Below are 23,810 nucleotides of genomic sequence, written 5' to 3'. Positions count from 1 at the left end.
TTCTCCTATGAAATCTTATCTGAAAAGAGCATTTCAGAAATGATTAAAAAACATGCAGGAAATGGAAAAGAACATTATGGACTTGGAATTTGGTTGGTAAATCCAACAAAAAATCATACGCATATTTATATTGAAGGTTGTGATCCCGGTGTTTCCTGTATTTCACTGTTCAATCCTTTGGGAAAAGATATATACACAGTTTTTAGTAATTATGAAGACAATGTTTGGGAGCTTGCTCGAGGCTATTTATCAAGAAAATAAAGAACATACAGAACCTTGGACAAAACGGGTTTGAATTTTTATCCAAGGTTAAGGTTCGCTACATATGAAATTCTCTCTTGACGAAGATTATTCTGAACGTCTATAATTTATTTTTTTGGTAGCCGCATACGCTGATTTTTGATACAATAAGCAAGACCAAAATAGAAGGAGTTGGTAGTGTCGGTGAAAGAATTAAAAGTAACAGATTTAACCAAAACATATGGGGAAAAAACACTATTTGATCATCTTTCTTTTTTGATTCATGAAAAAGATCGCATTGGTTTAATTGGGATTAACGGCACAGGGAAAACCAGTTTATTAAATATTATTGCTGGCGTAGATAGCGGTGATGGTGATCTTGCTGCGATTCAGCAGCCAAGTGATTATCAAATTGGGTACCTTTCCCAGAATCAAACATTTGACGAGAATATTACGATTGCAGAAGCCGTGTTTCAGGGAGACAGCCCAATCATAAAAGCGGTCAAAAATTATGAATTAGCGTTAGCTGCTTTAAGTGAGAATGGTTTAGACGAAGGGGTTCAAAGACGTTACACGCAAGCAGAAGAAGCCATGAATAAACAAGATGCTTGGACAGCAGATACCAATGCAAAAATTATTTTACAAAAATTAGGCATTCCCACATTGGAAAAGAAAATAGGTGAGCTTTCTGGTGGGCAGTTAAAACGAGTAAGCTTGGCGCAAGTCTTAATTGAAGCGCCTGATTTACTGTTATTGGATGAACCAACGAACCATCTGGATTATGAAACGATTGAATGGCTAGAAAACTTTTTAAATAACTATCGTGGTGCGGTTTTAATGGTGACCCATGACCGCTACTTTTTAGATCGAGTAACCAATCGGATTTTCGAACTTTCTTTTGGAAAACTGTATGAGTACAAAGGAAACTATGAAACGTATGTAATGGAAAAAGCCGAACGTGAACGCGTCGCTGTAGAGCAAGAAGAAAAAAGAAAACGCCTCTTCAAACAAGAACTAGCGTGGATGCGAGCAGGCGTTCAAGCACGAGGAACGAAACAGCAAGCAAGAATTGATCGGTTTCAGGATTTAAAAGAAAACTTGCATCAGGTACAAACCAATGGCACCTTAGAAGCAGACTTTGCCACGCAGCGATTAGGGAAAAAAGTTCTGGAAATCAAGGAAGGAAATTATGCCATTGATCACAAACAGCTTTTGAAAGACTTTAATTTACTCATTCAAGCAAACGATCGAATTGGCATTACTGGTAAAAACGGTGCAGGCAAATCCACATTATTAAATATTTTAGCTGGCCGCATTCCTTTAGAGAGTGGTCTATATAGTATCGGTGAAACCGTCCGAATTGGCTATTATACCCAGCAAAACGAAGAAATGGATCCTAATCAACGGATGATTGCTTATTTGCAAGAAGCAGCAGAAGAAGTGAAACGCAGTGATGGAAGCAGCGTTGGGGTCGCTGAAATGTTAGAGCGCTTTTTATTTCCTCGTTTTATGCATGGTACACTGATTGGCAAACTGTCTGGTGGAGAAAAACGCCGGTTATATCTCTTAAAATTATTAATTAGTCAGCCTAACGTGTTATTATTGGATGAGCCAACCAACGATTTAGACATTGATACGTTGACCATTTTAGAAGATTATATTCAAACGTTCAAAGGAGCGGTAATTGCGGTTTCTCATGACCGTTATTTCTTGGATAAAACAATGGATAAATTGTTAGTTTTTCAAGGAAATGGTCAGATCCTATCATTTTATGGCACGATGAGTGAATATTTGGCGAACCAAAAAGAACAAGAAAAGGTCAAAGAAAAACCACTCAATAAACCAGTAAAAGAAGCATCGACAGAAAAGAAAGAAAAAACAAAGCTAACTTATATGGAACAAAAAGAGTGGGCAACAATTGAAGAAGATATCACACAATTAGAAACGAAATTAGAAACATTAACTGAAGAAATGAATCATCAGGGTGATGATTTTGTTCGTTTACAAGAATTGCAAGAAGCAGTAACTGCAACGGAACAATTGTTAGAAGAAAAAATGAATCGTTGGGAATACTTGAGTGAATACGCGGATTAAGAGACGGAGGGAATAAGATGGAAGAAGCATACTTAGCGCTAGGAAAAAAGATTTTAGAAGAAGGTCATTTTAAAGAAGACCGTACAGGAACTGGGACGTATAGTTTATTTGGCTATCAAATGCGTTTTGATTTGGCCAAAGGATTTCCCTTACTAACAACCAAACGAGTACCGTTTGGCTTGATTAAAAGTGAGTTATTGTGGTTTTTAAAAGGCGACACGAATATTCGCTATTTGTTAGAGCGAAATAATCATATTTGGGATGAATGGGCGTTCGAACGTTACGTAAAAAGCGCAGATTATCAAGGACCAGACATGACGGATTTTGGGCATCGTGTCTTACAAGATCCAGCGTTTGCAGAACAATACAAAGAAGAACATCAAAAATTCTGTGATGCCATTTTAAATGATGCAGAGTTTGCAGAAAAATATGGTGAATTAGGGAATATTTATGGTGCGCAATGGCGTCACTGGGAAACCAAAGATGGTAGCTTTATCGATCAATTAGCTAATGTGATTGAAATGATTAAAACCAATCCTGATTCTCGCCGTTTAATTGTTTCCGCTTGGAATCCAGAAGATGTGCCTTCAATGGCGTTGCCGCCTTGTCACACTATGTTTCAATTTTATGTAAATGAAGGAAAATTAAGCTGTCAACTTTATCAGCGCAGTGCCGATGTTTTTTTAGGTGTTCCTTTTAACATTGCAAGCTATGCTTTATTGACACATCTGATTGCACATGAAACAGGTTTAGAAGTGGGGGAGTTTGTACACACGCTAGGAGATGCCCACTTATATCAAAATCATGTGGAGCAAATGCAAGAACAATTATCACGAGAAGTTCGTTCTTTTCCAACGCTCGTTTTGAATCCAGACAAGGCTTCTGTTTTTGATTTTGATATGGAAGATATTAAAGTAGAAGGCTATGACCCACATCCAACGATTAAAGCGCCGATTGCCGTATAAAAAAGGAGAGAGAAGCTATGTTAGCAGCCATTTGGGCCCAAGATGAACAAGGAGTGATTGGTAAAGAAGGCAAGTTGCCTTGGCATTTACCCAACGACTTGAAATTTTTCAAGGAAAAAACAATTCATAATACATTGGTCTTAGGACGTGCAACTTTCGAAGGCATGGGATGTCGTCCGTTACCAAATCGAACAACGATTGTTCTTACCAGTAATCCGGATTACCAAGCTGAAGGCGTTTTGGTTATGCATTCCGTAGAGGAAATTCTTGCGTATGCTGACAAGTATGAAGGCGTGACCGTTATTGGTGGAGGTTCTGTCGTTTTTAAAGAACTGATTCCCGCATGCGATGTCTTATATCGGACGATGATTCATGAAACGTTTGAAGGCGACACTTTCTTTCCAGAAATCGACTGGTCTGTTTGGGAAAAAGTTGCCACTGTTCCCGGCGTCGTGGACGAGAAAAATCTCTATGCACATGACTATGAAACGTATCATCGAAACGATAAATAATAAAATGAAGGGAGGCATGAGCAATGCCGACATTGAAAGAAAAAATTATTCAAGAGAGTCAACGTTTAGGCATCGATAAAATCGGCTTTACTCATGCTGAACCATTTATTGAATTAGAAGATTCTCTACATGAACAACGAGAGCGAGGATATAACTCGGGGTTTGAACATCAAAATGTGGAAGAACGAATTTACCCAGAAAAAACGTTTGAGCATCCTAAAAGTATTATCTCCATTGCTTTAGCTTATCCCACCAAAGCTCAGGAAAAAATGCCTAGAGATGAAAAGCGTGGCCAATTTGCGCGAGCCTCTTGGGGAATTGATTATCATCACATTTTGCAGGATCGGTTGCAAAAATTAATTGCTTTTATTGAAGAGCAAGCTGCCACTGAAGCAGAAAAAGAACACTGGCGCTTTCGGCCGCAAGTAGATACTGGCGAATATGTTGACACCGCTGTTGCTCAGCGGGCGGGTTTAGGATTCATTGGTAAAAATGGTCTACTGATTACCGAAGAATTTGGTTCCTTTGTATATTTAGGTGAGGTGACCACCAACATTCAATTTGAGCCAGATGAACCTGTTCCAAACGGTTGCGGTGATTGTACTCGTTGTATCACAGGGTGTCCTACAGGGGCTTTGTTAGGGGACGGTCGAATGAATGCTCAAAAATGTTTGTCTTATCAAACGCAAACAAAAGGCATGATGCCTGAAGAGTATCGAAAAAAAATGCGTAACGTCATTTATGGTTGCGACATTTGTCAGCTGGTTTGCCCTTATAATAAAGGAAAAGATTTTCATTTTCATGAAGAGATGGAACCAAAGATTGAAGAAGTTTATCCCAAATTGGCACCGTTATTAACTATTTCCAATAAAGAATTTAAACAGCAATTCGGACACTTAGCAGGCTCTTGGCGTGGTAAAAAACCATTGCAACGGAATGCTTTAATTGCGTTAGCGAATTTGGGCGGCCGTGAAGCTATCCCACAAATTATTCTCTGTTTAAATGATCAGCGTCCTGTCATTCGCGGAACAGCTGCTTGGTCGTTAGGTCAGCTCGCAAAAAGAGAACCCGAGCAAAGTTTAGAAGCTTTAAATTATCTACTTTCTGTAGAAACTGAAGAAGAGGTTATCGAGGAAGCCCAAAAGGCTATTCACTTGTTAACAAGCAAAAAAGGAAGCCGCTCAACGGAGTGACTTCCTTTTTTTATTAAATATGATTGCGATATAAACCAACAACTTTACCTAAAATTGTAACGTTATCTAAAAGAATAGGCGCTAATGCATCATTTTCAGGCTGCAAGCGGATATGATCTACTTCTCGGAAGAATCGTTTACAGGTTGCTTCATCTTCATCGGTCATTGCGATTACGATGTCGCCATTATTGGCATTCGATTGCTTACGAACAATCACTTGGTCGCCATCTAGAATACCTGCGTTAATCATACTTTCTCCTCGAATCGTCAACATAAATAAAGCATTTTCTTCTGTACGTAAATCAGGAGGTAACGGGAAGAAATCTGATGCTTCTTCCACCGCTAAAATTGGTTCACCAGCAGTTACGACACCTAACATCGGAATAGTTGTCGGTTGAATTCCGATCTTTTCCAATCCTTCTGGTGTTAATTCGATTGCTCGCGGTTTTGTTGGGTCACGTAAGATTAGACCCTTTTTTTCAAGACGAGCTAAATGTCCGTGAACGGTAGAAGTTGAGGATAAATCAACAGCCTTCCCAATTTCGCGAACGGTTGGCGGATAGCCCTTTAATTCGACTTGTTCGTATATATATTTAAGTACTTCTAATTGTCTTGTTTCTGTACGTTTCGCCAAAACCCGCACCTTCTTTCAATTGATAAAATTAGTGTACCATAAAATGCGAACGAAATCAAACAAGCGTTCGTGTTTTATAAATATCAGAATATAGTTGTTTTTTTAAGGCAGTTCTTATAATATAGACAGTGAGAGTAAGGAGGGATTTTGATGTTATCGAAAGAAAAAATTGCCCGTATAAATGAATTAGCGAATAAAGCAAAAGTGGAAGAACTTAGTGCGAAAGAAAAAGTCGAACAACAAGAATTACGTAAAGAGTATTTAGAAGCATTTCGTGGAGGGATGCGTCACCATATCGAAGGAATGAAGGTCGTGGATCAAGAAGGGACCGATGTGACTCCTGAAAAACTAAAAAAAATTCAACGTGAAAAAGGACTTCACAACAGAAAGTAATTGCTTTCATTGTCGAAATAAGCTACACTATGAATAAAGGTAAAAAAAACCTAAATTAGGAGATGATTTTTTTGTTTGACAAGACAGATCAATTGGGCGTTAATACAATCCGGACATTAAGTATTGAAGCCGTACAAAAAGCGAACTCAGGACATCCTGGTTTACCAATGGGTGCTGCCCCAATGGCGTATGCACTTTGGACAAAACATTTAAAGGTGAACCCAACAACTTCTAGAAACTGGGTTGATCGTGATCGTTTTGTACTTTCAGCAGGCCACGGCTCTGCAATGTTGTACAGCTTATTACATCTATCAGGATACAACGTAACAATTGACGATTTGAAAAATTTCCGTCAATGGGATAGTAAAACACCAGGGCATCCAGAAGTGCACCACACAGATGGTGTTGAAGCAACAACAGGACCTCTAGGACAAGGGATTGCTATGGCTGTTGGTATGGCAATGGCTGAAGCGCATTTAGCTGCAACTTATAATCGTGATAGTTTCCCTATTATGGATCATTATACGTACGCAATTTGTGGTGACGGCGATTTAATGGAAGGTGTTTCTCAAGAAGCAAGTTCAATGGCTGGTCATATGAAATTAGGTAAATTAATTGTCTTGTACGATTCAAATGACATCTCATTAGATGGACCAACTTCTAAAGCCTTTACTGAAAATGTTGGGGCTCGTTATGAAGCATACGGATGGCAACATATTTTAGTTAAAGATGGCAATGATTTAGATGAAATAGAGGCTGCGATTGAAGCGGCTAAAGCTGAAACGGATAAACCAACATTGATTGAAGTTAAAACAGTCATCGGTTACGGAGCACCAAAAGAAGGAACTTCTTCCGTTCACGGCGCGCCAATTGGTGAAGAGGGCATTACAGCGGCTAAAGCTGTTTATGGTTGGGAATATCCTGACTTTACTGTGCCAGAGGAAGTCGCTGCTCGTTTTAAAGAAACGATGATTGACGAAGGCCAAAAAGCAGAAGCGGCTTGGAATGAGATGTTTAAGAACTATGAACATGCGCATCCAGAATTAGCCAAACAATTTAAAGAAGCTTTTGCCAACCAATTACCTGAAGGTTGGGAACAAGAATTACCTAAATATGAACTAGGAACAAGTGCCGCAAGTCGTGTAACAAGTAAAGAAACGATTCAAGCTATTTCAAAAGTTGTTCCAAGTTTCTGGGGCGGTTCAGCCGATTTATCTGCCTCAAATAATACAATGGTTGCTGCAGAAAAAGATTTCGAACCTGGTCAATACGAAGGCCGTAATATTTGGTTTGGTGTTCGCGAATTTGCAATGGCTGCAGCAATGAACGGGATTCAATTACACGGTGGTAGCCATGTTTATGGCGGAACATTCTTCGTCTTTACTGACTACTTACGTCCAGCAATCCGTTTAGCCGCTTTACAAAAAGTTCCTGTAACTTACGTCTTAACGCATGACTCTGTTGCGGTGGGTGAAGATGGGCCAACACACGAACCAATTGAGCAATTAGCAAGTGTTCGTTGCATTCCAAATGTTCATGTGATTCGTCCAGCAGACGGCAATGAAACTGTTGCTGCTTGGAAAATTGCTATGAATTCTACGGAAACACCAACTATTTTAGTTCTAAGTCGTCAAAACTTACCTGTTTTAGAAGGAACGTTAGAACACGCTTCTGATTCTGTTCAAAAAGGTGCTTATGTATTGTCACCACAAAAAGGTGAACAACCAGCAGGGATTTTAATTGCGACTGGTTCTGAAGTAAATCTAGCAGTGGAAGCACAAGCGAAATTAGCGGAAGAAGGCATCGATGTATCTGTCGTGTCAATGCCAAGTTTTGATTTATTTGAAAAACAATCTGCTGAATATAAAGAAAGTGTGTTACCTAAAGCTGTGACAAAACGTGTGGCGATTGAAGCTGCAGCAAGCTTTGGTTGGGAACGCTATGTAGGAACAGAAGGCAAAACAATCACAATTGATCACTTCGGCGCTTCTGCACCTGGCGGTCTAGTTCTTGAAAAATTCGGCTTTACTCCTGAAAATGTGGTTAATACCTATAAATCACTATAAATAAACATTAAAAAACCTGAATGCTTGTGATAGCATTCAGGTTTTTTTGCTTCATTTCTTTTTGGGAGCAAAGAGCATAAAGTGAAAAAATAATGCGAACAATTGGAACCCAATACCAGTTAAAGTAACACCAGACCAACCATAGTTTTGCCACATTAATGTACCAATCAATGAACCCAGTGAACCGCCGATGAAATAGAAAAACATAAAGACGGTATTGTTACGATTGCTGGCTTCTTCTCCCAAATTTTGGACGCGTGTTTGATTGGCTACTTGCCCAAATTGAGTACCGATATCTAAAACAATAATTGCTAAGATTAGTAAGACCACATGTGTTCCACCTAGAAAAAGTAAGATAAAACTACCGAACTGCATCAGCAGGCCAATCAAAACAATCTTCCGTTCTGGATAATAATCGGATAGACGACCAATGATGGGTGCTACGAAAGCTCCCGATAAACCAAAAATTGCTAGAATACCGACTTCTTTCGGTCCCCAATAATAAGCTGGACTACTAACAAAGAAAATTAACGTAGACCAAAAGATTGAAAAGGTTGCAAACATAAAAAAGCCATTGACAGTTGCTTCTCTTAACAAAGGTTGCGATTTGATTAGCTTAGGAAGACTTTTCAAAGAACCTAAATAAGTTAATCGATTTGAAGTTTGAGTATGTATCACTGTTTTGGGCAATTTTAATTGGAGTAGAACGACCAATGCTAACACGAATATTACGGCGATTAGGTACACTGTTCGCCAAGAAGCTGCACTAGCAATGAAACCCGAGATCGTTCGAGACAATAAAATTCCTGTCAATAGTCCGCCCAGCATTCGACCTGTTACTTTACCACGGTTCGCTGGTCCCGCCATGACCGCAGCATAAGGAATAATAATTTGGGCGACAATAGAGAGCAGCCCAATAAAAAAAGAAGAGAGTGCAAACAGGAGAAAACTTGGTGCAAAAAACGCAGCACTTAGAGACAGCGAGGAGAGCGCAGCTACTCGAATGATTAATTTGCGACGATCAACGACATCGCCTAATGGAACAAGAAAAAGTAATCCTAGCGCATAGCCTAATTGGGTCAGCATAGTAACAAAACCAATAGAACCAATACTGACTTGAAAGGCCTGAGCAATTTGGGTGCCAATTGGTTGAATATAATACATATTGGCGACCACGACCCCGCAAGTTAACGCTAATAAAAACGTCACTTGATTTGTTAAACCCGATTGTTGTTTCTTCATCTAACCACCTACATTTCTATGTAATTCATTTTGTAATACAACAACTACTCGGCAATAGTTGTTTTGATTACAAAAACAGACTTCTCTTATAAAGTTTGTTCAAAAAGTGACAAGTCCATTAAAAATTTTATCACAATAAATAAAGAAAAGTAAGAGGATAAATAACAAAAATCTCATCAAATTGAAAAGAAGAAGTGGTTGTTTTCACAAGTGTGAAGAGGGTTAATTAAATACAAACAAGATTTCAATTACATTACAGAAATTTTAAAACTCAAAATTTAATACGTTTATTTCTTGTTTCAATAGGAAATTAACGGTAAAATAGAAAAGTGAGACAGTGAGGAGGAAAAATGAATGAGCGAACAGTTAACAAGAAGTAGTAAACATATTCAAAAAGCTCTTAAAAAGCAAAAAGCTTATAAACGTGCTACCGCCGTTGCGGGGACTTCAATGATTTTAGCACCTGTGGTTGGTGCTGCGGTACCTGCCCAAGCAGAATCAAGCCAGCAAGCATTTATTAATGAAATCGGAAATTCAGCAGCAGCCGTTGCCAATAGCAATGATATGTATGCTTCCGTCATGATTGCTCAAGCGTTGCTAGAAAGTAGTTATGGTAGTTCTGGGTTAGCATCTGCACCGAACTATAACTTGTTTGGTGTAAAAGGAAGTTATAATGGACAATCTGTTTATATGCCAACAAAAGAATATTTAGACGGACAATGGGTGACCGTCACAGCAGCATTTAGAAGTTATAATTCTTATGCGGAATCGTTCCAAGATCATGCCAATGTTATTCGTTCCACTGCTTTTGGGGATACATACCATTATTCAGGCGTTTGGAAGAGTAATACTAGCAGTTATCGCGATGCAACAGCCGCTTTAGCTGGAAGCTATGCAACTGATCCAGGCTATGCCGAAAAATTGAATTGGTTAATTGAAGCATATAATTTAACTCAATATGATTGGGGAGCACCAGTCGCTCAAACCACTAGTTATTCAGATACAACGGGAACCGTTGATACAACAATCGATACAGCGGCTTCTGCAACAGCAACAGCAGAAACTGTAGCTAGTCAAAGTTACACTGTCGCAAACGGCGACACATTGTGGGACATTGCTGCACGTTTTGGAACGACAGTTGATAATTTAATGTCACTAAATGGATTAACATTGGATTCTGTTTTATCGGTGGGTCAAACCATCCAAATCGGTTAATTTTGCAATTATTTAGTTGAAGAAAGACCTTACAAAAGCGGCAGTTTTTGTAAGGTCTTTTATCGTGAAAATAGGTAGGGCTAGCAGCAATTATTTGATGAGCATAATCCGTTTTTTTATTTAATTTTTCACAAACTAAAATTCGTTTTTCTGGTAGAAATCGTTTTTTTGAGCTATGCTTAGAGAAAGAATTATTATATTGTTTGTAAAATTGGAGGATGTAGGATTATGACTAAAGGTTATGTAAAATCAGTAACAGAGTTAATTGGTCAAAGCCCAGTTGTGAAATTAAAACGGATGGTACCAGAAGGAGCTGCAGATGTTTTTGTTAAACTAGAGTTCTTTAATCCTGGTGGTAGCGTGAAAGATCGAATTGCTTTAAGCATGATCCAACAAGCCGAAGCAGATGGTCGCCTAAAACCTGGACAAACGATTATTGAGCCGACTAGTGGTAATACAGGCATTGGGTTAGCAATGGTAGGTGCTGCGTTGGGATATCCAGTTAAGATTGTGATGCCAGATACTATGAGTATTGAACGCCGCAAATTAATGAAAGCATATGGGGCTGATCTATTATTAACCCCTGGTGCCGAAGGAATGAAAGGGGCAATTGCAAAAGCTACAGCATTAGCAGAAGAACACGGGTACTTCATGCCTTTACAATTTAATAATCCAGCTAATCCAATGGTACATGAACAAAAAACAGGAAAAGAAATTGTTGATGTCTTTGGTAAACGTGGCTTAGATGCGTTTGTTTCTGGTGTTGGCACTGGAGGAACCGTTACAGGAGTTGGCCATGAATTGAAACGGATTTTTCCAGATATTGAAATTGTTGCAGTAGAACCAACGGAGTCGCCTGTTTTAGAAGGTGGCGAACCAGGTCCACATAAAATCCAAGGAATAGGCGCTGGCTTTGTCCCAGACGTTTTAGACACCACCGTTTATCAAAAAGTTGCGGCCGTTTCTAGTGAAGACGCGTTAGAAACTGCTCGTTTAATGGGGCCAAAAGAAGGCATCCTTGTGGGGATTTCAGCAGGGGCAGCAATTAAAGCTGCCATTGATTTGGCAGTCGAATTAGGCGCAGGCAAACGTGTCTTAGCGCTGGTTCCAGATAACGGTGAACGTTATCTTTCGACAGCTCTTTATGAATTTCCAGAATAAAAAACACGCCAAAAAACGAGCATTTCTCTTAGTTTAGTAAAATGCTCGTTTTTTCCACGAGAATCCTACAATAATTCTTGTCAATCGTAATAAGAAATAGTATTATTTAAGAAAGAGAGACAGGGGAGGGATACAAAGATGGACAACGTATTGGTTAAAAATGCACTTGCTGAATTAAAAGAAGCCAATATCCGAATTACTCCGCAACGTTATGCTATCTTGGAATATTTAATCGAAAATCATACACACCCAACAGCTGATGAAATTTATCGCGCACTAGAAGATCATTTTCCAAATATGAGTGTAGCAACGGTTTACAACAATCTACGTTTATTTACTGAAATCGGTTTCGTTCAAGAAATGAGTTATGGCGATGCATCTAGTCGTTTTGATTTTAGTTCGAAGAAACATTATCACGTGATTTGTCAAAAATGTGGTAAAATCGTTGATTTTCATTATCCAGGGTTAGAGGACGTTGAAATGGCCGCTAGTAAATTAACAGGCTTCGAAATTAATGAACATCGTTTAGAATTATATGGATTATGTCCAGATTGCCAACAAGCACAACAGGAGAATGTGTAAAAAATTACATACTGTTAAAAATTTATCAAAAGATAAGTCACTTGTCTAGGCAAATTTCACAAGCGTAAGAGTTTTCACTCTTACGCTTGTTTTTTTGTGTGGTTATTGACTTTTAAATTCTTAAAAACAAAAAATTAACTAGCTATTATTAAGAATTAGCAACAGTTTGTGAATTTTTTTATATGCGATTCACAAGCATAGAACTCGAATAAGCTTGATTCCTCTGATATATTTTAAACAGACAGAGGGAGACGTCACCTCTGCAAAACAAAGATTGTGAAAGAAGGGATTTACAACATGAAAGTCGTAGTCGTAGGATGTACCCATGCTGGAACTTCAGCAGTTAAAAGTATTTTAGCAAATCACCCGGAGGCGGAAGTCACTGTATATGAAAGAAATGACAATATTTCCTTCCTATCTTGCGGAATTGCCTTGTACGTTGGAGGCGTAGTTAAAAATGCTGCTGATTTATTTTATTCAAATCCAGAAGAACTGGCTTCTTTAGGAGCAACAGTGAAGATGGAACACAATGTTGAAGAAATCAACGTGGACGACAAAACTGTTATAGCGAAAAACTTACAAACGGGTGCAACTGAGACCGTTTCTTATGATAAATTAGTGATGACAACTGGTTCTTGGCCAATTATTCCACCAATTCCAGGAATTGATGCTGAAAATATTTTATTATGTAAAAACTATTCACAAGCCAACGTGATCATCGAAAAAGCGAAAGATGCCAAACGTGTCGTTGTCGTTGGTGGCGGTTATATTGGTATTGAATTAGTAGAAGCTTTTGTAGAATCAGGTAAACAAGTTACTTTAGTTGACGGGTTAGACCGCATTTTAAATAAATATTTAGATAAGCCATTCACAGATGTTCTAGAAAAAGAATTAGTTGATCGTGGCGTTAATTTAGCTTTAGGTGAAAATGTCCAACAATTCGTAGCAGATGAGCAAGGAAAAGTAGCAAAAGTCATTACACCAAGTCAAGAATTCGAAGCAGATATGGTGATTATGTGTGTTGGTTTCCGTCCAAATACAGAATTATTAAAAGATAAAGTTGACATGTTACCAAATGGTGCAATTGAAGTCAATGAGTATATGCAAACAAGCAATCCTGATATTTTTGCTGCGGGTGATAGTGCAGTTGTTCACTACAACCCAAGTCAAACAAAAAATTATATCCCATTAGCAACGAATGCTGTTCGTCAAGGTATGCTAGTAGGTCGTAATTTGACTGAACAAAAATTGGCTTATCGTGGCACACAGGGAACTTCTGGCTTATATTTATTCGGTTGGAAAATTGGTTCAACAGGTGTGACAAAAGAAAGTGCCAAATTAAACGGACTAGATGTCGAAGCAACTGTTTTCGAAGATAACTATCGTCCAGAGTTTATGCCAACAACTGAAAAAGTTCTGATGGAATTAGTCTATGAAAAAGGAACACAACGCATTGTTGGTGGTCAATTGATGTCTAAATATGATATCACACAATCTGCCAATACTTTATCATTAGCGGTCCAAAATAAAATGACTGTCGAAGATTTAGCGATTTCTGATTTCTTCTTCCAACCACATTTTGATCGCCCTTGGAACTACTTAAACTTATTAGCCCAAGCCGCTTTAGAAAATATGTAATTAATAATAGAAAAAGGATGAAGAACAGAAGTTCTTCATCCTTTTTGTTAGTCACTAAGCGCTCCAGTTGTTTGGTTCATTAATGCCATTAATTGCTCTTTCGTTGTTCGTTTGATAGAAAGAGGGGGGAGATTATCTAAAGAAAAATAAGCACAATTCGAGGTTTCAATGTTTTTTTCAAAGGGATGATTTTCTAAAATCTCACAAGAAAAGATCATTTTATAGTACTGAAATAGTTGAGGAATGTCTTTTCGTTTATCTGTATCATAAACAGCAAGCAATTCTTTTGCTGTAACAACTAAGCCAGTTTCTTCCAATACTTCTTTTTCAATATTTTCTTTAGGGGAGCAGCCAATTTCGGCATAGCCACCAGGTAATGACCATTCTTTGGTCCGTAAATCTTCAACTAATAAAAAACGATTCTCTTTTTTTATCAAACCGCGAACATCTACTTTCGGTGTTGGATAACCTTCCTCTTTAGTTAAGATTTTTTCTAAGTCGGGCAAAACAGTCGCTTCGGGTCCGGTTGCGCTAATAAGTTGTAACGTAAGTTCTCGTAGTTCTTGGTAACGTTCTTGATCAAAAGCATCTTTCCCGTAAAAAAGACCTGCATCCGCCAATGCTAGCAACCGCTTATAGGTGTTCAGATAATCCATATACGCACGCTCCTCATAGACTTAATACGTTTAGTTTAACAGAAAAAAATAAAGAAAGGGCAGATTTAGCGAGAAAAGGCGTTGTTTTAAGGAAATAATAAAGAATAAATGACTAACTTACATTTTTAAACTACCTATGCTATTATTTAATAAAAAAGATTGGGTATACAATAATTTTGTTATGTAAACAAAAAGGAGGTTGTAAATTGAAAGAATTTACAATTATAAGGGAAAAAAATGCAGATAAAAAGACTCAGGCAGCACAAGAAGTATTGTTTAATCTTCCAGAATGGTTTGGCCTTGAAAAAGAGACCCGCAAGTATATCGATATAGCTAGCACTTTACCTATGTGGGTGGCAAAGGATGTAGAGAATAAAATACTCGGTTTTATAACACTTTCAGAAACAAGTAAAGATACAGTAGAAATCCATTGTATGGCAGTTAAAAAGCGGTATCATCGCAAAGGTATCGGCAAGTTATTGATAGAAAGCGTGGAAACGTATTCTAAAAATAACTATTTTTTTATTCAAGTCAAAACAGTTGACGAAGGAAATTATTCCGTGTACGATCATACTATTCGTTTTTACGAATCATTGGGTTTTAAGCGCCTTGAGGTTTTTCCGACATTATGGGACGCTTGGAATCCTTGTTTAATTTTAATTAAACAGTTGATTTAATCTACAAAGGAGTTTTAGTATGTCAGTATTTATTAGAGAGTGTACCGTCGCAGACGTACCAGAATTAGAGGCCATTTGCCAAGAGACTTTTGCAGATACTTATGGAGATGGCGAAAACGAAGAGGATTTACAGGCACATTATGAGAGGAAATTTAGTCCAGCAGTTTTAGAAAGCGAAATCTTACATAAAGATTCGCAATATTTCTTTGCTTTTTATAATAATGAACTTGCAGGTTATGTGAAATTAAATCACGGTGATGCTCAGATTACCTATCAACATCCACAAGCGTTACAAGTTGAGCGCATTTATATTCGTAAATCTTTTAAGCGTTTAGGCTTAGGCAAACATTTGATTACGAAAGCAATTGAATTAGCGGAAGAAGCAAAAAAAGAGACGGTTTGGTTAGGTGTTTGGGAACATAATCATCCAGCGCAAAAATTTTATCAATCATTGGGCTTCGTAAAAACAGATGAACATGATTTTTATATGGGAAATGAACGCCATACCGATTATACAATGACGAAACAGTTAAAAGAGTCAACGTAAAGCAAAAACAAGGAAACGGACGCAGTGAAGCCGACGATTCCTTGTTTTTTTATCTTAAAATTGTGAAGGAGATTTTCCATAATATTTTTTGAATAATTTACTAAAATGATAGGCATCTTCGTAACCAACCGTTTTTGCTACTTCTTTGACACTTAAGGAATCATTTTTCAGCAATTCTTTCGCATGGTTTAAGCGGATTTGAATTAAATAATTGATTGGCCCAACGCCTGTGGCCGCTTTAAAGGTTTTCGACAAATAAGTCGGGGTAACATATAACATTTCAGCTAACTGTTCCAAAGTAATTTCTTCGTCATGGTGGGTTTCCAGATAATAAATCGTATGATTGACTAAATTTCGTTTTCTTTTTTCCGTTTTCGATAGCCGAGTTTCAATTTTATTTTCTTGATCAACTGCTAAGCTTCTTAAAATATAGACCAATAGTTCAATAACTAAAGCTTTAATTTGTAACGCTGATTCAACTTCTTGATGGTTTAATTCATGAACAATTTGCCAAGCTTTTTCTAAAAAAGCACCATGTAAATGACTTAAATCTAATAAAGCTGATTTATTTGGAAATACGTTTCGCGCTAAGCCTTCTAAATAGAGATTTGAAATGCCAATGTGTAGTTGATGTGAGTAAGTTCCTGCTTTTTGTTGCTCACCATGTTCCGTTCGCGGATTAAAAAGAAACACTGTACCAGCAGTGGCATGGTACTGTTGCCCTTGAACAATATATTCAGATTCACCTTCTAAAAGAATAGATATTTCCAGAAATTCATGATGATGACAATTATAAGGGTGGGTCTCTTCGTTCCAAGGATCAAAGGCATATAAAATTTCAGGATTAAACGTTCGACTATTTGTGTAGTTCATAAAAAATCACTCCTACTTGTATCCGCTTTCTATACTATATTGTACATCAAAATATACAAGAATGCCCATTTCTTTTCCTATAAAAAAACAGTAATCTTATACACGTCCATAAAAACAAGAGAGAGTAGGGGAGAAAATGAATAGTTTTGAATGGATTTGGCAATATGCTAAAAAAAATAAGAATAAGTTACTGCTAGCTGTTATTTTTGTCGTTATTAACGCTATTTTAATTGTTATTATTCCATTGTTATCTGGCAGAATTGTAGACCAAGTAATCAATCAGGGGAAAACTGAAGAGCTTATCCCAATTCTTGGGATTATGATTGGGGTGACCGTTATTCGGACAGTTGTTCGTTATAGTTATCAAGTCTTGTTTGAATCGGTTGGACAATCTGCGTTATTTGACTTAAGAAAAGATATGTATGTCAAACTTCAAGAATTAGATTTTGATTTCTTTAATCATACACGTGTTGGCGATATTATGGCGCGAATGACAGGGGATACAGACGCTATCCGCCATTTCGTTTCTTGGGTCACTTATAACCTTTTAGAATGTATTTTATGGTTCATCGCAGCCGTGATTGTGATGGGGACGATCAATTGGCAATTGATGCTAGCATTAATTTTAATTACACCTTTGATTTTTCTGTTAACACAAAAAATGTCGAAGGAATCGCATCCGGTATTTTTTGAGATTCGGGAAAGTTTTTCTCGGTTAAATTCAATGGTCGAAGAAAATATTGGTGGAAATCGGGTGGTTAAAGCTTTTTCTCAAGAACCTTATGAAATTGAAAAGTTTAACAAGCACAATGAAGACTATAAAAAATGGAATATGGCTTCCGCAGATGTCTCTAAAAAATATTTACCGTGGTTAGACGGTTTTGCAGGTAGTTTAAATGTTATCGCCTTAGTTCTTGGTGGCCTCTTTGTAATTCAAGGTCGGATGACAATTGGTGATTTAGTGGCCTTTAACGGCTTTCTTTGGATGTTGAACATGCCGATGCGAATGAGTGGCTGGTTGATCAATGATGTGCAACGCTTTACGGCATCGTCCATTAAAATTCGTCAGTTATTAGCAACGAAACCGAAGATTCCCATTGCTCGGGAAAAAGAAGCAGAACCAATCCAAGGCTATGTGACGTTTGATCACGTGTCCTTTCATTTTTCAGATGATCCAGAAACCCCCATTTTATCGGATGTTTCATTTTCAGCAAAACCTGGTGAAACAATTGGTATTTTAGGGGAAACTGGTTCAGGAAAAACCACTTTAGTTAACTTAATCGCTCGGTTCTATGATCCAACAAAAGGCACTGTTTATATTGATGGAAAAGATGCTAAAAGCTATTCTGTTCGTAAATTGCGAGAAAATATCTCCATGGTTATGCAAGATGTCTTTCTTTTTTCCAATACGATAGAAGATAACATTGCTTTTGGTAACACATTGGCTAACTTGGAACAAGTGCAAATGATGGCTGAAATTGCTGATGCCCATAGCTTTATTTCCAGAATGCCTGAAGGTTATGCAACAATTGTTGGTGAACGCGGCGTTGGCCTATCTGGTGGCCAAAAACAGCGGATTTCACTGGCCCGTGCCTTAACCAAAGATCCAGCTATTTTAATTTTAGATGACACAACTTCCGCTGTTGATATGGAAACAGAATCAAAAATTCAAAAAGAACTAGGTCGTTTGACGGAAAAGAAAACGACATTTATTATTGCCCACCGAATTTCTTCTGTGAGAGAGGCCAATTTAATTTTGATGATGGAAAAAGGCCGTGTGGTGGAAAGCGGTACGCATAGCGAATTAGTCGAACAAAAAGGCAAATATTTTGACGTATATCAAAAACAATTAGGTCTGACAAAGGAAGGTGAGTCGCGTGGCTAGAAATACGTTTGATGTGGATGAGACTTTAGAAAAAGAATTTAATTGGTCTCATTATAAACGATTACGCGCCTATATTAAGCCTTACAAAAAAGCTGTTTTTAAAACATTATTTGTCATCATATTAGCTAATCTGGCAAGTATGTTAGGCCCTTACTTTACTAAAATTGCGATTGACCAAGTAATTCCACAAAAGAATCTCTCGTTACTCTTGATACTAGGGGCTATTTTCCTATTTTCCTTGGTGATTATTGGTTGGTGTATGCGTTATCGGATATATGCCATCACAGAAATTGGACAAGATATTTTAAAAGATATGCGTTTTTCAATTTTTGAGCATCTACAAAAATTACCATTTTCTTATTTTGACAGTCGGCCGCATGGAAAAATCTTAATTCGGGTGGTCAATTACATCAATACGTTAAGTGATTTACTAAGTAACGGATTGATCAATTTAATTTCTGATTTATTTAATGTGATTATCACCTTAATTTTCATGTTATTTATTGATGTGAAATTAACCTTATACAGTTTACTGCTATTGCCTGTGTTGTTCGTGATGGTTCTGTTTATTCAAGGGAAACAACGGAAAGCTTACCAAGAGCTTAGCAATAAACAATCAAACTTAAATGCCTATATTCATGAAAGTATTTCAGGAATTAAAATTACACAATCTTTTGCACGAGAAGATGAAAATTTCCAAATTTTTAACGAGGTAAGCGAAGAATATCGTCAATCCTTTATGAAAGCTGTGCGTGTCCAGTATTTATTATGGCCAGCAGTGCAAAATATATCCGTCATTACGACTTGTTTTATCTATTTCGTAGGAATCCGTCAATTAGGTGTGTCCGTTACCACTGGGACGCTAATTGCTTTTATCGGTTATATCAATAACTTTTGGAATCCGGTCATCAATATTGGTAACTTCTACAATTCTCTGATTACTGCAACTGCCTATTTGGAAAGGATTTTTGAAACGATGGATGTTGTTCCAGAAATTCAAGATGCGCCGCACGCTATTGAGTTGCCGCCAATTAAAGGAACCGTCGACTTTCAGCATGTTTATTTCCGTTATGAAGAAGGAAAAAATATTTTGACCGATGTTAGTTTTCATATTGAGCCAGGACAAACAATCGCCTTGGTTGGGCCAACAGGTGCGGGTAAAACAACAATCATCAATTTGTTAAGTCGTTTTTATGATGTGAATGAAGGGGCCGTTAAAATTGATGGTTATGATGTTCGCGATGTGACACTCCGTTCGTTAAGAAAACAAATGGGGGTAATGCTTCAAGATACGTTTATTTTTTCAGGAACGATTATTGAAAACATTCGGTACGGAAATTTAGCAGCCACAGAGGAAGAAGTTATCCAAGCCGCAAAAATTGTTCGTGCGCACGACTTTATCAAGGATTTAAAAGATGGCTATGAAACAGTTGTGGAAGAGCGGGGGAGTACTCTCTCGGCAGGACAACGCCAATTAATTTCATTTGCTCGTGCTTTACTGGCAGATCCCAAAATTTTAATTTTAGACGAAGCAACCTCCAGTATTGATACAAAAACAGAAGAATTGTTACAAGAAGGACTACAACAACTTCTGAAAGGACGGACATCGTTTATTATTGCTCATCGACTTTCTACCATCAAAAATAGCGATAAAATTTTCTATATTGATGGTGGTCGTATTGTGGAAGAAGGATCTCATGATCAACTAATGGCAAAACATGCGTTATATCATCATTTATATCAATCGCAATACGACTTATTAAAGAGTTAGATGATAAAACAGAGAAAATTCTTAGTTGAATCTTTCTCTGTTTTTCTGTATCGTAACCTTAACAAAGGAAAAAATGATGAGGTGCCAAATGAATCGGAATTTTGAAGTAGAATTAACAACATTATGTATGATTAGAAATCAGAAAAATGAAATCCTTGTGCAAGAACGACAAAAAAAGGATTGGCCTGGTTGGACGTTCCCTGGCGGACATGTTGAAAAAAACGAGGGCATGGAAACAGCCATGGTTCGCGAACTCCTTGAAGAAACAGGATTAGTGCTGAAACCACAATTAGTAGGTGTTGCAGAATGGCTGAATGATTGTTCGGGTGCGCGGGAATTAGCCACATTATTCATTGCAGAAACAGCGGCTAAACTACCAGAAGAAACGAAACAACCCTTGTTTTGGGTCACTGAAAAAGAATTGCGAGAAGGTCCTTTAGCTGGCAGTTTAGCAGAACTTTTCCCAGTATTTTTTGGCGAAAAGCAATTTTATTTTAAAAATAATACAGCTTAATGATTCAAACCTAAAAGATTAAATCAATCCCACTTATTAAAAGAGAGGAAATCTAAAATTAAACATTGCTATTTATAAGCAATGTTTGCTATTCTTAATAAAATGGAATTAATTTTTTATATAATGAGGGGGAAAAAGTGTGTTAAAAAGAAAAGTGGGGATTATTACAGGCGTTTTCTGTTCAGCTTTGTTACTGACAGGCTGTGGCAAAAGTGCGAAAGATGAGTTCATTCAAGGGATCAGCAATCAAAACGCACAAGAATCTGGGGTTTGGGATTTCTCTATGTCAATTAGTGACATGAAATTTTCACAAGAAGATGGTGCACAAACGAATCCTATGATTGGGATGCTCATCACGCAAATCAAAGACGCATCGCTTTCTGGGAAGATTCAAGTAGATGCCAAAAAAGAAAAAGCATTCAACTTAGAGATGAAATTAAAAGCGATGGGAATGGATGTACCGATTTCATTGGTTGGATCGTTAGATAACGAGGGCAAAGAGCCAAAACTCTATTTAGCAACAGATATGATGGAATATATTGTCGCTGTCGCAGACTCAATGACTGACGGTGCTATCGATAGTTCTCAGTTAGATACAGAAAAACTAAAAGGAAAATACATTGATCTTTTAGCCATGAACGAGGAAAGTACGAAAGAATGGCAAGATACAATCAAAGAGTATCAAGAATCGGAAAAAGAACGAAAACAGTCTGCTAAGGAATACAAAGAGTTTTTAGAAGGATTAGACAAGGATACGTTCGAGAAAAAAGGGGACACCATTACCCATACGTTTACAAAAAAAGAATTACAAAAGTTAATCAAAATTACGACAGAAGCATCTGAAAAAGGTAAAGAACAAGATCCTTTCGAAAAAATCAAAGATGTTTCTGCTAAAGTTTCTGTTAATACAAAAGAAAATAAAACAAATATGTTGATTAATGTGAAACCGCAGCAAGACAAGAACGTTGATATGGGACTTGAATCATTATCTAGTAAAATTAGCATTACACAAAAAGCCAAAAAAGCGACGATTTCAATGCCTAAGAAAGAAAATATTTTATCAGAACAAGAAGTTGAAAAAATATTTTCCGATAGCACCTCTATGACAGGTCTATCGACTGAAGACACGACTGTTGCGATCAATCAATAACGCTGAATGACCAATAAAAATGGTCGCTCAAAAAAAGTAACGAAAGACCTAGCATGATTGGGATGCTAGGTCTTTTTTGAATAAAAAAACAGCATTTTAGTTTTCTTTGAATTATTGGTTGTTATTTTTGTTGGTGTAAACAGTTTAAAGTTAATACATTTGTTTTTGATTTAAATTCTACTGCTATTTTTAATCATTCTATTAAATAACAAATGTTTTCGAGTGTTTTTAAGCATTATTTTTGTTATGCAGAGTGATTTTTTTATACAATGAGTATAATTTTAGATGAAGGAGTGTTTTAGGTGAAAAATCAACATTTAACTACGTCACAAGGAAGTCCAGTTGGCGATAATCAAAATTCGCTAACTGCAGGAAAATTTGGACCTGTCCTAATCCAAGACGTTCATTTATTAGAAAAATTAGCTCATTTTAATCGTGAGCGCGTACCAGAACGGGTTGTTCATGCCAAAGGTGCTGGTGCTCATGGTGTTTTCAAGGTGAGTCAATCAATGGCACAATATACTAAAGCCGATTTTTTATCTGAAGTTGGTAAAGAAACACCTTTATTCGCTCGTTTTTCAACTGTAGCTGGAGAGTTAGGTTCATCAGATACATTGCGTGATCCTCGCGGTTTTGCGCTTAAATTCTATACAGACGAAGGAAATTACGACTTAGTTGGCAATAATACGCCCATTTTTTTCATTCGTGATGCAATTAAGTTTCCAGATTTTATTCATAGCCAAAAAAGAAATCCGCGGACGCATTTGAAAAGTCCAGAAGCAGTTTGGGATTTTTGGTCTCATTCACCGGAAAGCCTTCATCAAGTAACAATTTTAATGAGTGATCGTGGCATTCCGTTGTCGTTCCGTCACATGCATGGTTTTGGTAGCCATACATTCAAATGGGTCAATGCTGCTGGAGAAGTATTTTTTGTTAAATATCACTTCAAGACGAACCAAGGAATCAAAAATCTAGAGAGTCAATTAGCAGAAGAAATTGCTGGGAAAAACCCAGATTTCCATATTGAAGATTTGCATAATGCAATTGAAAATCAAGAATTTCCTTCTTGGACATTATCTGTGCAAATTATCCCGTATGCAGATGCGTTAACAATGAAAGAAACACTTTTTGATGTAACAAAAACGGTTTCTCAAAAAGAGTATCCGCTGATTGAAGTTGGCACGATGACTTTAAATAGAAATCCAGAGAATTATTTTGCAGAGGTTGAACAAGTAACCTTTTCACCAGGGAATTTCGTTCCTGGTATTGAAGCTTCTCCAGATAAATTATTGCAAGGACGTTTGTTCGCTTATGGGGACGCACATCGTCATCGCGTGGGCGCTAATAGTCACCAATTGCCAATCAACCAAGCAAAAGCGCCTGTAAATAACTACCAAAAAGACGGCAATATGCGTTTTGACAATGGCAATAGCGAAATTAATTACGAACCAAATAGTTATACTGAAACACCAAAAGAAGATCCTACGGCGAAAATTAGTTCCTTTGAAGTTGAGGGAAATGTTGGTAATTATAGCTATAATCAAGATCACTTTACACAAGCAAACGCTTTGTATAATTTGCTGCCAAGCGAAGAAAAAGAAAACTTAATTAACAATATAGCGGCATCTTTAGGTCAAGTGAAAAATCAAGAAATCATCGCGCGTCAAATTGATTTGTTCACTAGAGTAAATCCAGAATATGGAGCACGTGTCGCACAAGCAATTAATCAACAAGCATAATTTATATAAAGTACGTGACAAAACCAGTCTAGATAAACTAAAGACTGGTTTTGTTTGCTTTTT

Annotated in this window: 22 protein-coding genes; 18 read left to right on the top strand and 4 right to left on the bottom strand. The window is 37.3% G+C overall.

The window, feature by feature from the left end; all coding sequences use genetic code 11:
• Positions 1–39: 39 nt before the first annotated feature.
• From IGK86_RS07845 to queG, 5 genes are all read left to right on the top strand, one after another.
• Positions 40–261, top strand: coding sequence for a hypothetical protein (locus IGK86_RS07845; protein ID WP_016617329.1), 222 nt, complete (start codon positions 40–42; stop codon positions 259–261).
• 183 nt (positions 262–444) lie between these two features.
• A complete protein-coding gene (locus IGK86_RS07840; protein ID WP_002365663.1) occupies positions 445–2,334 on the top strand; it encodes an ABC-F family ATP-binding cassette domain-containing protein in 1,890 nt (629 codons plus the stop codon).
• A 17-nt stretch (positions 2,335–2,351) separates the two neighbouring features.
• Positions 2,352–3,299, top strand: a complete 948-nt coding sequence (locus IGK86_RS07835) for a thymidylate synthase (protein ID WP_002357569.1) — start codon at positions 2,352–2,354, stop codon at positions 3,297–3,299.
• 17 nt (positions 3,300–3,316) lie between these two features.
• Positions 3,317–3,811: a trimethoprim-sensitive dihydrofolate reductase gene (gene dfr / locus IGK86_RS07830; protein WP_002360302.1), complete on the top strand. Its 495-nt coding sequence runs from the start codon at positions 3,317–3,319 to the stop codon at positions 3,809–3,811.
• A gap of 23 nt (positions 3,812–3,834) precedes the next feature.
• On the top strand, positions 3,835–5,004 hold the full coding sequence (gene queG / locus IGK86_RS07825; RefSeq protein ID WP_002366694.1) for a tRNA epoxyqueuosine(34) reductase QueG: 1,170 nt from the start codon (positions 3,835–3,837) through the stop codon (positions 5,002–5,004).
• Positions 5,005–5,017: 13 nt separating this feature from the next.
• Here the strand turns inward: queG and lexA are convergent, their stop codons facing one another.
• A complete protein-coding gene (gene lexA / locus IGK86_RS07820) occupies positions 5,018–5,638 on the bottom strand; it encodes a transcriptional repressor LexA (protein ID WP_002357566.1) in 621 nt (206 codons plus the stop codon).
• A 150-nt stretch (positions 5,639–5,788) separates the two neighbouring features.
• On the opposite strand from lexA, the gene IGK86_RS07815 reads away from it, so the two are divergent.
• Together IGK86_RS07815 and tkt are read left to right on the top strand one after the other, a co-directional pair.
• On the top strand, positions 5,789–6,031 hold the full coding sequence (locus tag IGK86_RS07815) for a DUF896 family protein (RefSeq protein ID WP_002382327.1): 243 nt from the start codon (positions 5,789–5,791) through the stop codon (positions 6,029–6,031).
• A gap of 71 nt (positions 6,032–6,102) precedes the next feature.
• A complete protein-coding gene (tkt, locus tag IGK86_RS07810) occupies positions 6,103–8,097 on the top strand; it encodes a transketolase (RefSeq protein WP_010775843.1) in 1,995 nt (664 codons plus the stop codon).
• Positions 8,098–8,148: 51 nt separating this feature from the next.
• On the opposite strand, the gene IGK86_RS07805 is transcribed toward tkt, so the two are convergent.
• On the bottom strand, positions 8,149–9,339 hold the full coding sequence (locus tag IGK86_RS07805; RefSeq protein ID WP_002357563.1) for an MFS transporter: 1,191 nt from the start codon (positions 9,337–9,339) through the stop codon (positions 8,149–8,151).
• Between the two features lie 354 nt (positions 9,340–9,693).
• Between IGK86_RS07805 and IGK86_RS07800 the strand changes: the two genes are divergently transcribed.
• The 4 genes from IGK86_RS07800 (at position 9,694) to IGK86_RS07785 (ending at position 13,935) form a co-directional block, all read left to right on the top strand.
• Complete coding sequence (locus IGK86_RS07800; protein ID WP_002357562.1) at positions 9,694–10,554, top strand: glucosaminidase domain-containing protein; 861 nt, start codon at positions 9,694–9,696, stop codon at positions 10,552–10,554.
• A gap of 228 nt (positions 10,555–10,782) precedes the next feature.
• Positions 10,783–11,715 carry a cysteine synthase A gene (cysK, locus tag IGK86_RS07795; protein ID WP_016617330.1) on the top strand — a complete coding sequence of 311 codons (933 nt, stop codon included), beginning with the start codon at positions 10,783–10,785 and terminating at the stop codon, positions 11,713–11,715.
• 138 nt (positions 11,716–11,853) lie between these two features.
• Positions 11,854–12,297, top strand: coding sequence for a Fur family transcriptional regulator (locus IGK86_RS07790; RefSeq protein ID WP_002357560.1), 444 nt, complete (start codon positions 11,854–11,856; stop codon positions 12,295–12,297).
• A gap of 297 nt (positions 12,298–12,594) precedes the next feature.
• The gene (locus tag IGK86_RS07785; RefSeq protein ID WP_002357559.1) at positions 12,595–13,935 is read left to right on the top strand and encodes an NADH oxidase; all 1,341 of its coding nucleotides are present in this window, start codon (positions 12,595–12,597) and stop codon (positions 13,933–13,935) included.
• Positions 13,936–13,982: 47 nt separating this feature from the next.
• Here IGK86_RS07785 and IGK86_RS07780 read toward each other — a convergent pair whose 3' ends face one another.
• Positions 13,983–14,591 carry an NUDIX hydrolase N-terminal domain-containing protein gene (locus tag IGK86_RS07780; RefSeq protein ID WP_002363964.1) on the bottom strand — a complete coding sequence of 203 codons (609 nt, stop codon included), beginning with the start codon at positions 14,589–14,591 and terminating at the stop codon, positions 13,983–13,985.
• Positions 14,592–14,767: 176 nt separating this feature from the next.
• On the opposite strand from IGK86_RS07780, the gene IGK86_RS07775 reads away from it, so the two are divergent.
• Together IGK86_RS07775 and IGK86_RS07770 are read left to right on the top strand one after the other, a co-directional pair.
• Positions 14,768–15,268: a GNAT family N-acetyltransferase gene (locus IGK86_RS07775; RefSeq protein ID WP_002382331.1), complete on the top strand. Its 501-nt coding sequence runs from the start codon at positions 14,768–14,770 to the stop codon at positions 15,266–15,268.
• 19 nt (positions 15,269–15,287) lie between these two features.
• The gene (locus IGK86_RS07770) at positions 15,288–15,815 is read left to right on the top strand and encodes a GNAT family N-acetyltransferase (RefSeq protein ID WP_010707581.1); all 528 of its coding nucleotides are present in this window, start codon (positions 15,288–15,290) and stop codon (positions 15,813–15,815) included.
• A 54-nt stretch (positions 15,816–15,869) separates the two neighbouring features.
• On the opposite strand, the gene IGK86_RS07765 is transcribed toward IGK86_RS07770, so the two are convergent.
• Positions 15,870–16,688 carry a helix-turn-helix transcriptional regulator gene (locus IGK86_RS07765; RefSeq protein WP_002357554.1) on the bottom strand — a complete coding sequence of 273 codons (819 nt, stop codon included), beginning with the start codon at positions 16,686–16,688 and terminating at the stop codon, positions 15,870–15,872.
• 136 nt (positions 16,689–16,824) lie between these two features.
• Here IGK86_RS07765 and IGK86_RS07760 point away from each other — a divergent pair, with 136 nt between their 5' ends.
• The 5 genes from IGK86_RS07760 to IGK86_RS07740 all read left to right on the top strand — a co-directional run bounded on the left by IGK86_RS07760 (position 16,825) and on the right by IGK86_RS07740 (position 23,747).
• Positions 16,825–18,573: an ABC transporter ATP-binding protein gene (locus IGK86_RS07760; protein ID WP_010823685.1), complete on the top strand. Its 1,749-nt coding sequence runs from the start codon at positions 16,825–16,827 to the stop codon at positions 18,571–18,573.
• Positions 18,566–20,344, top strand: a complete 1,779-nt coding sequence (locus tag IGK86_RS07755; RefSeq protein WP_438742280.1) for an ABC transporter ATP-binding protein — start codon at positions 18,566–18,568, stop codon at positions 20,342–20,344. The genes IGK86_RS07760 and IGK86_RS07755 overlap by 8 nt, the downstream gene beginning before the upstream one ends.
• Before the next feature lie 88 nt (positions 20,345–20,432).
• Positions 20,433–20,858, top strand: coding sequence for an NUDIX domain-containing protein (locus IGK86_RS07750; protein WP_016617375.1), 426 nt, complete (start codon positions 20,433–20,435; stop codon positions 20,856–20,858).
• A 139-nt stretch (positions 20,859–20,997) separates the two neighbouring features.
• The gene (locus IGK86_RS07745) at positions 20,998–22,008 is read left to right on the top strand and encodes a hypothetical protein (RefSeq protein ID WP_010707578.1); all 1,011 of its coding nucleotides are present in this window, start codon (positions 20,998–21,000) and stop codon (positions 22,006–22,008) included.
• A 302-nt stretch (positions 22,009–22,310) separates the two neighbouring features.
• Positions 22,311–23,747: a catalase gene (locus IGK86_RS07740; protein ID WP_016617374.1), complete on the top strand. Its 1,437-nt coding sequence runs from the start codon at positions 22,311–22,313 to the stop codon at positions 23,745–23,747.
• Positions 23,748–23,810: the final 63 nt, after the last annotated feature.

This window comes from Enterococcus sp. DIV1206 (genome assembly GCF_051712485.1).
GTDB lineage: Bacteria > Bacillota > Bacilli > Lactobacillales > Enterococcaceae > Enterococcus > Enterococcus faecalis.
Note: the sequence above shows the minus strand (reverse complement) of the source record. Positions and strands in the feature narration are given on the sequence as shown.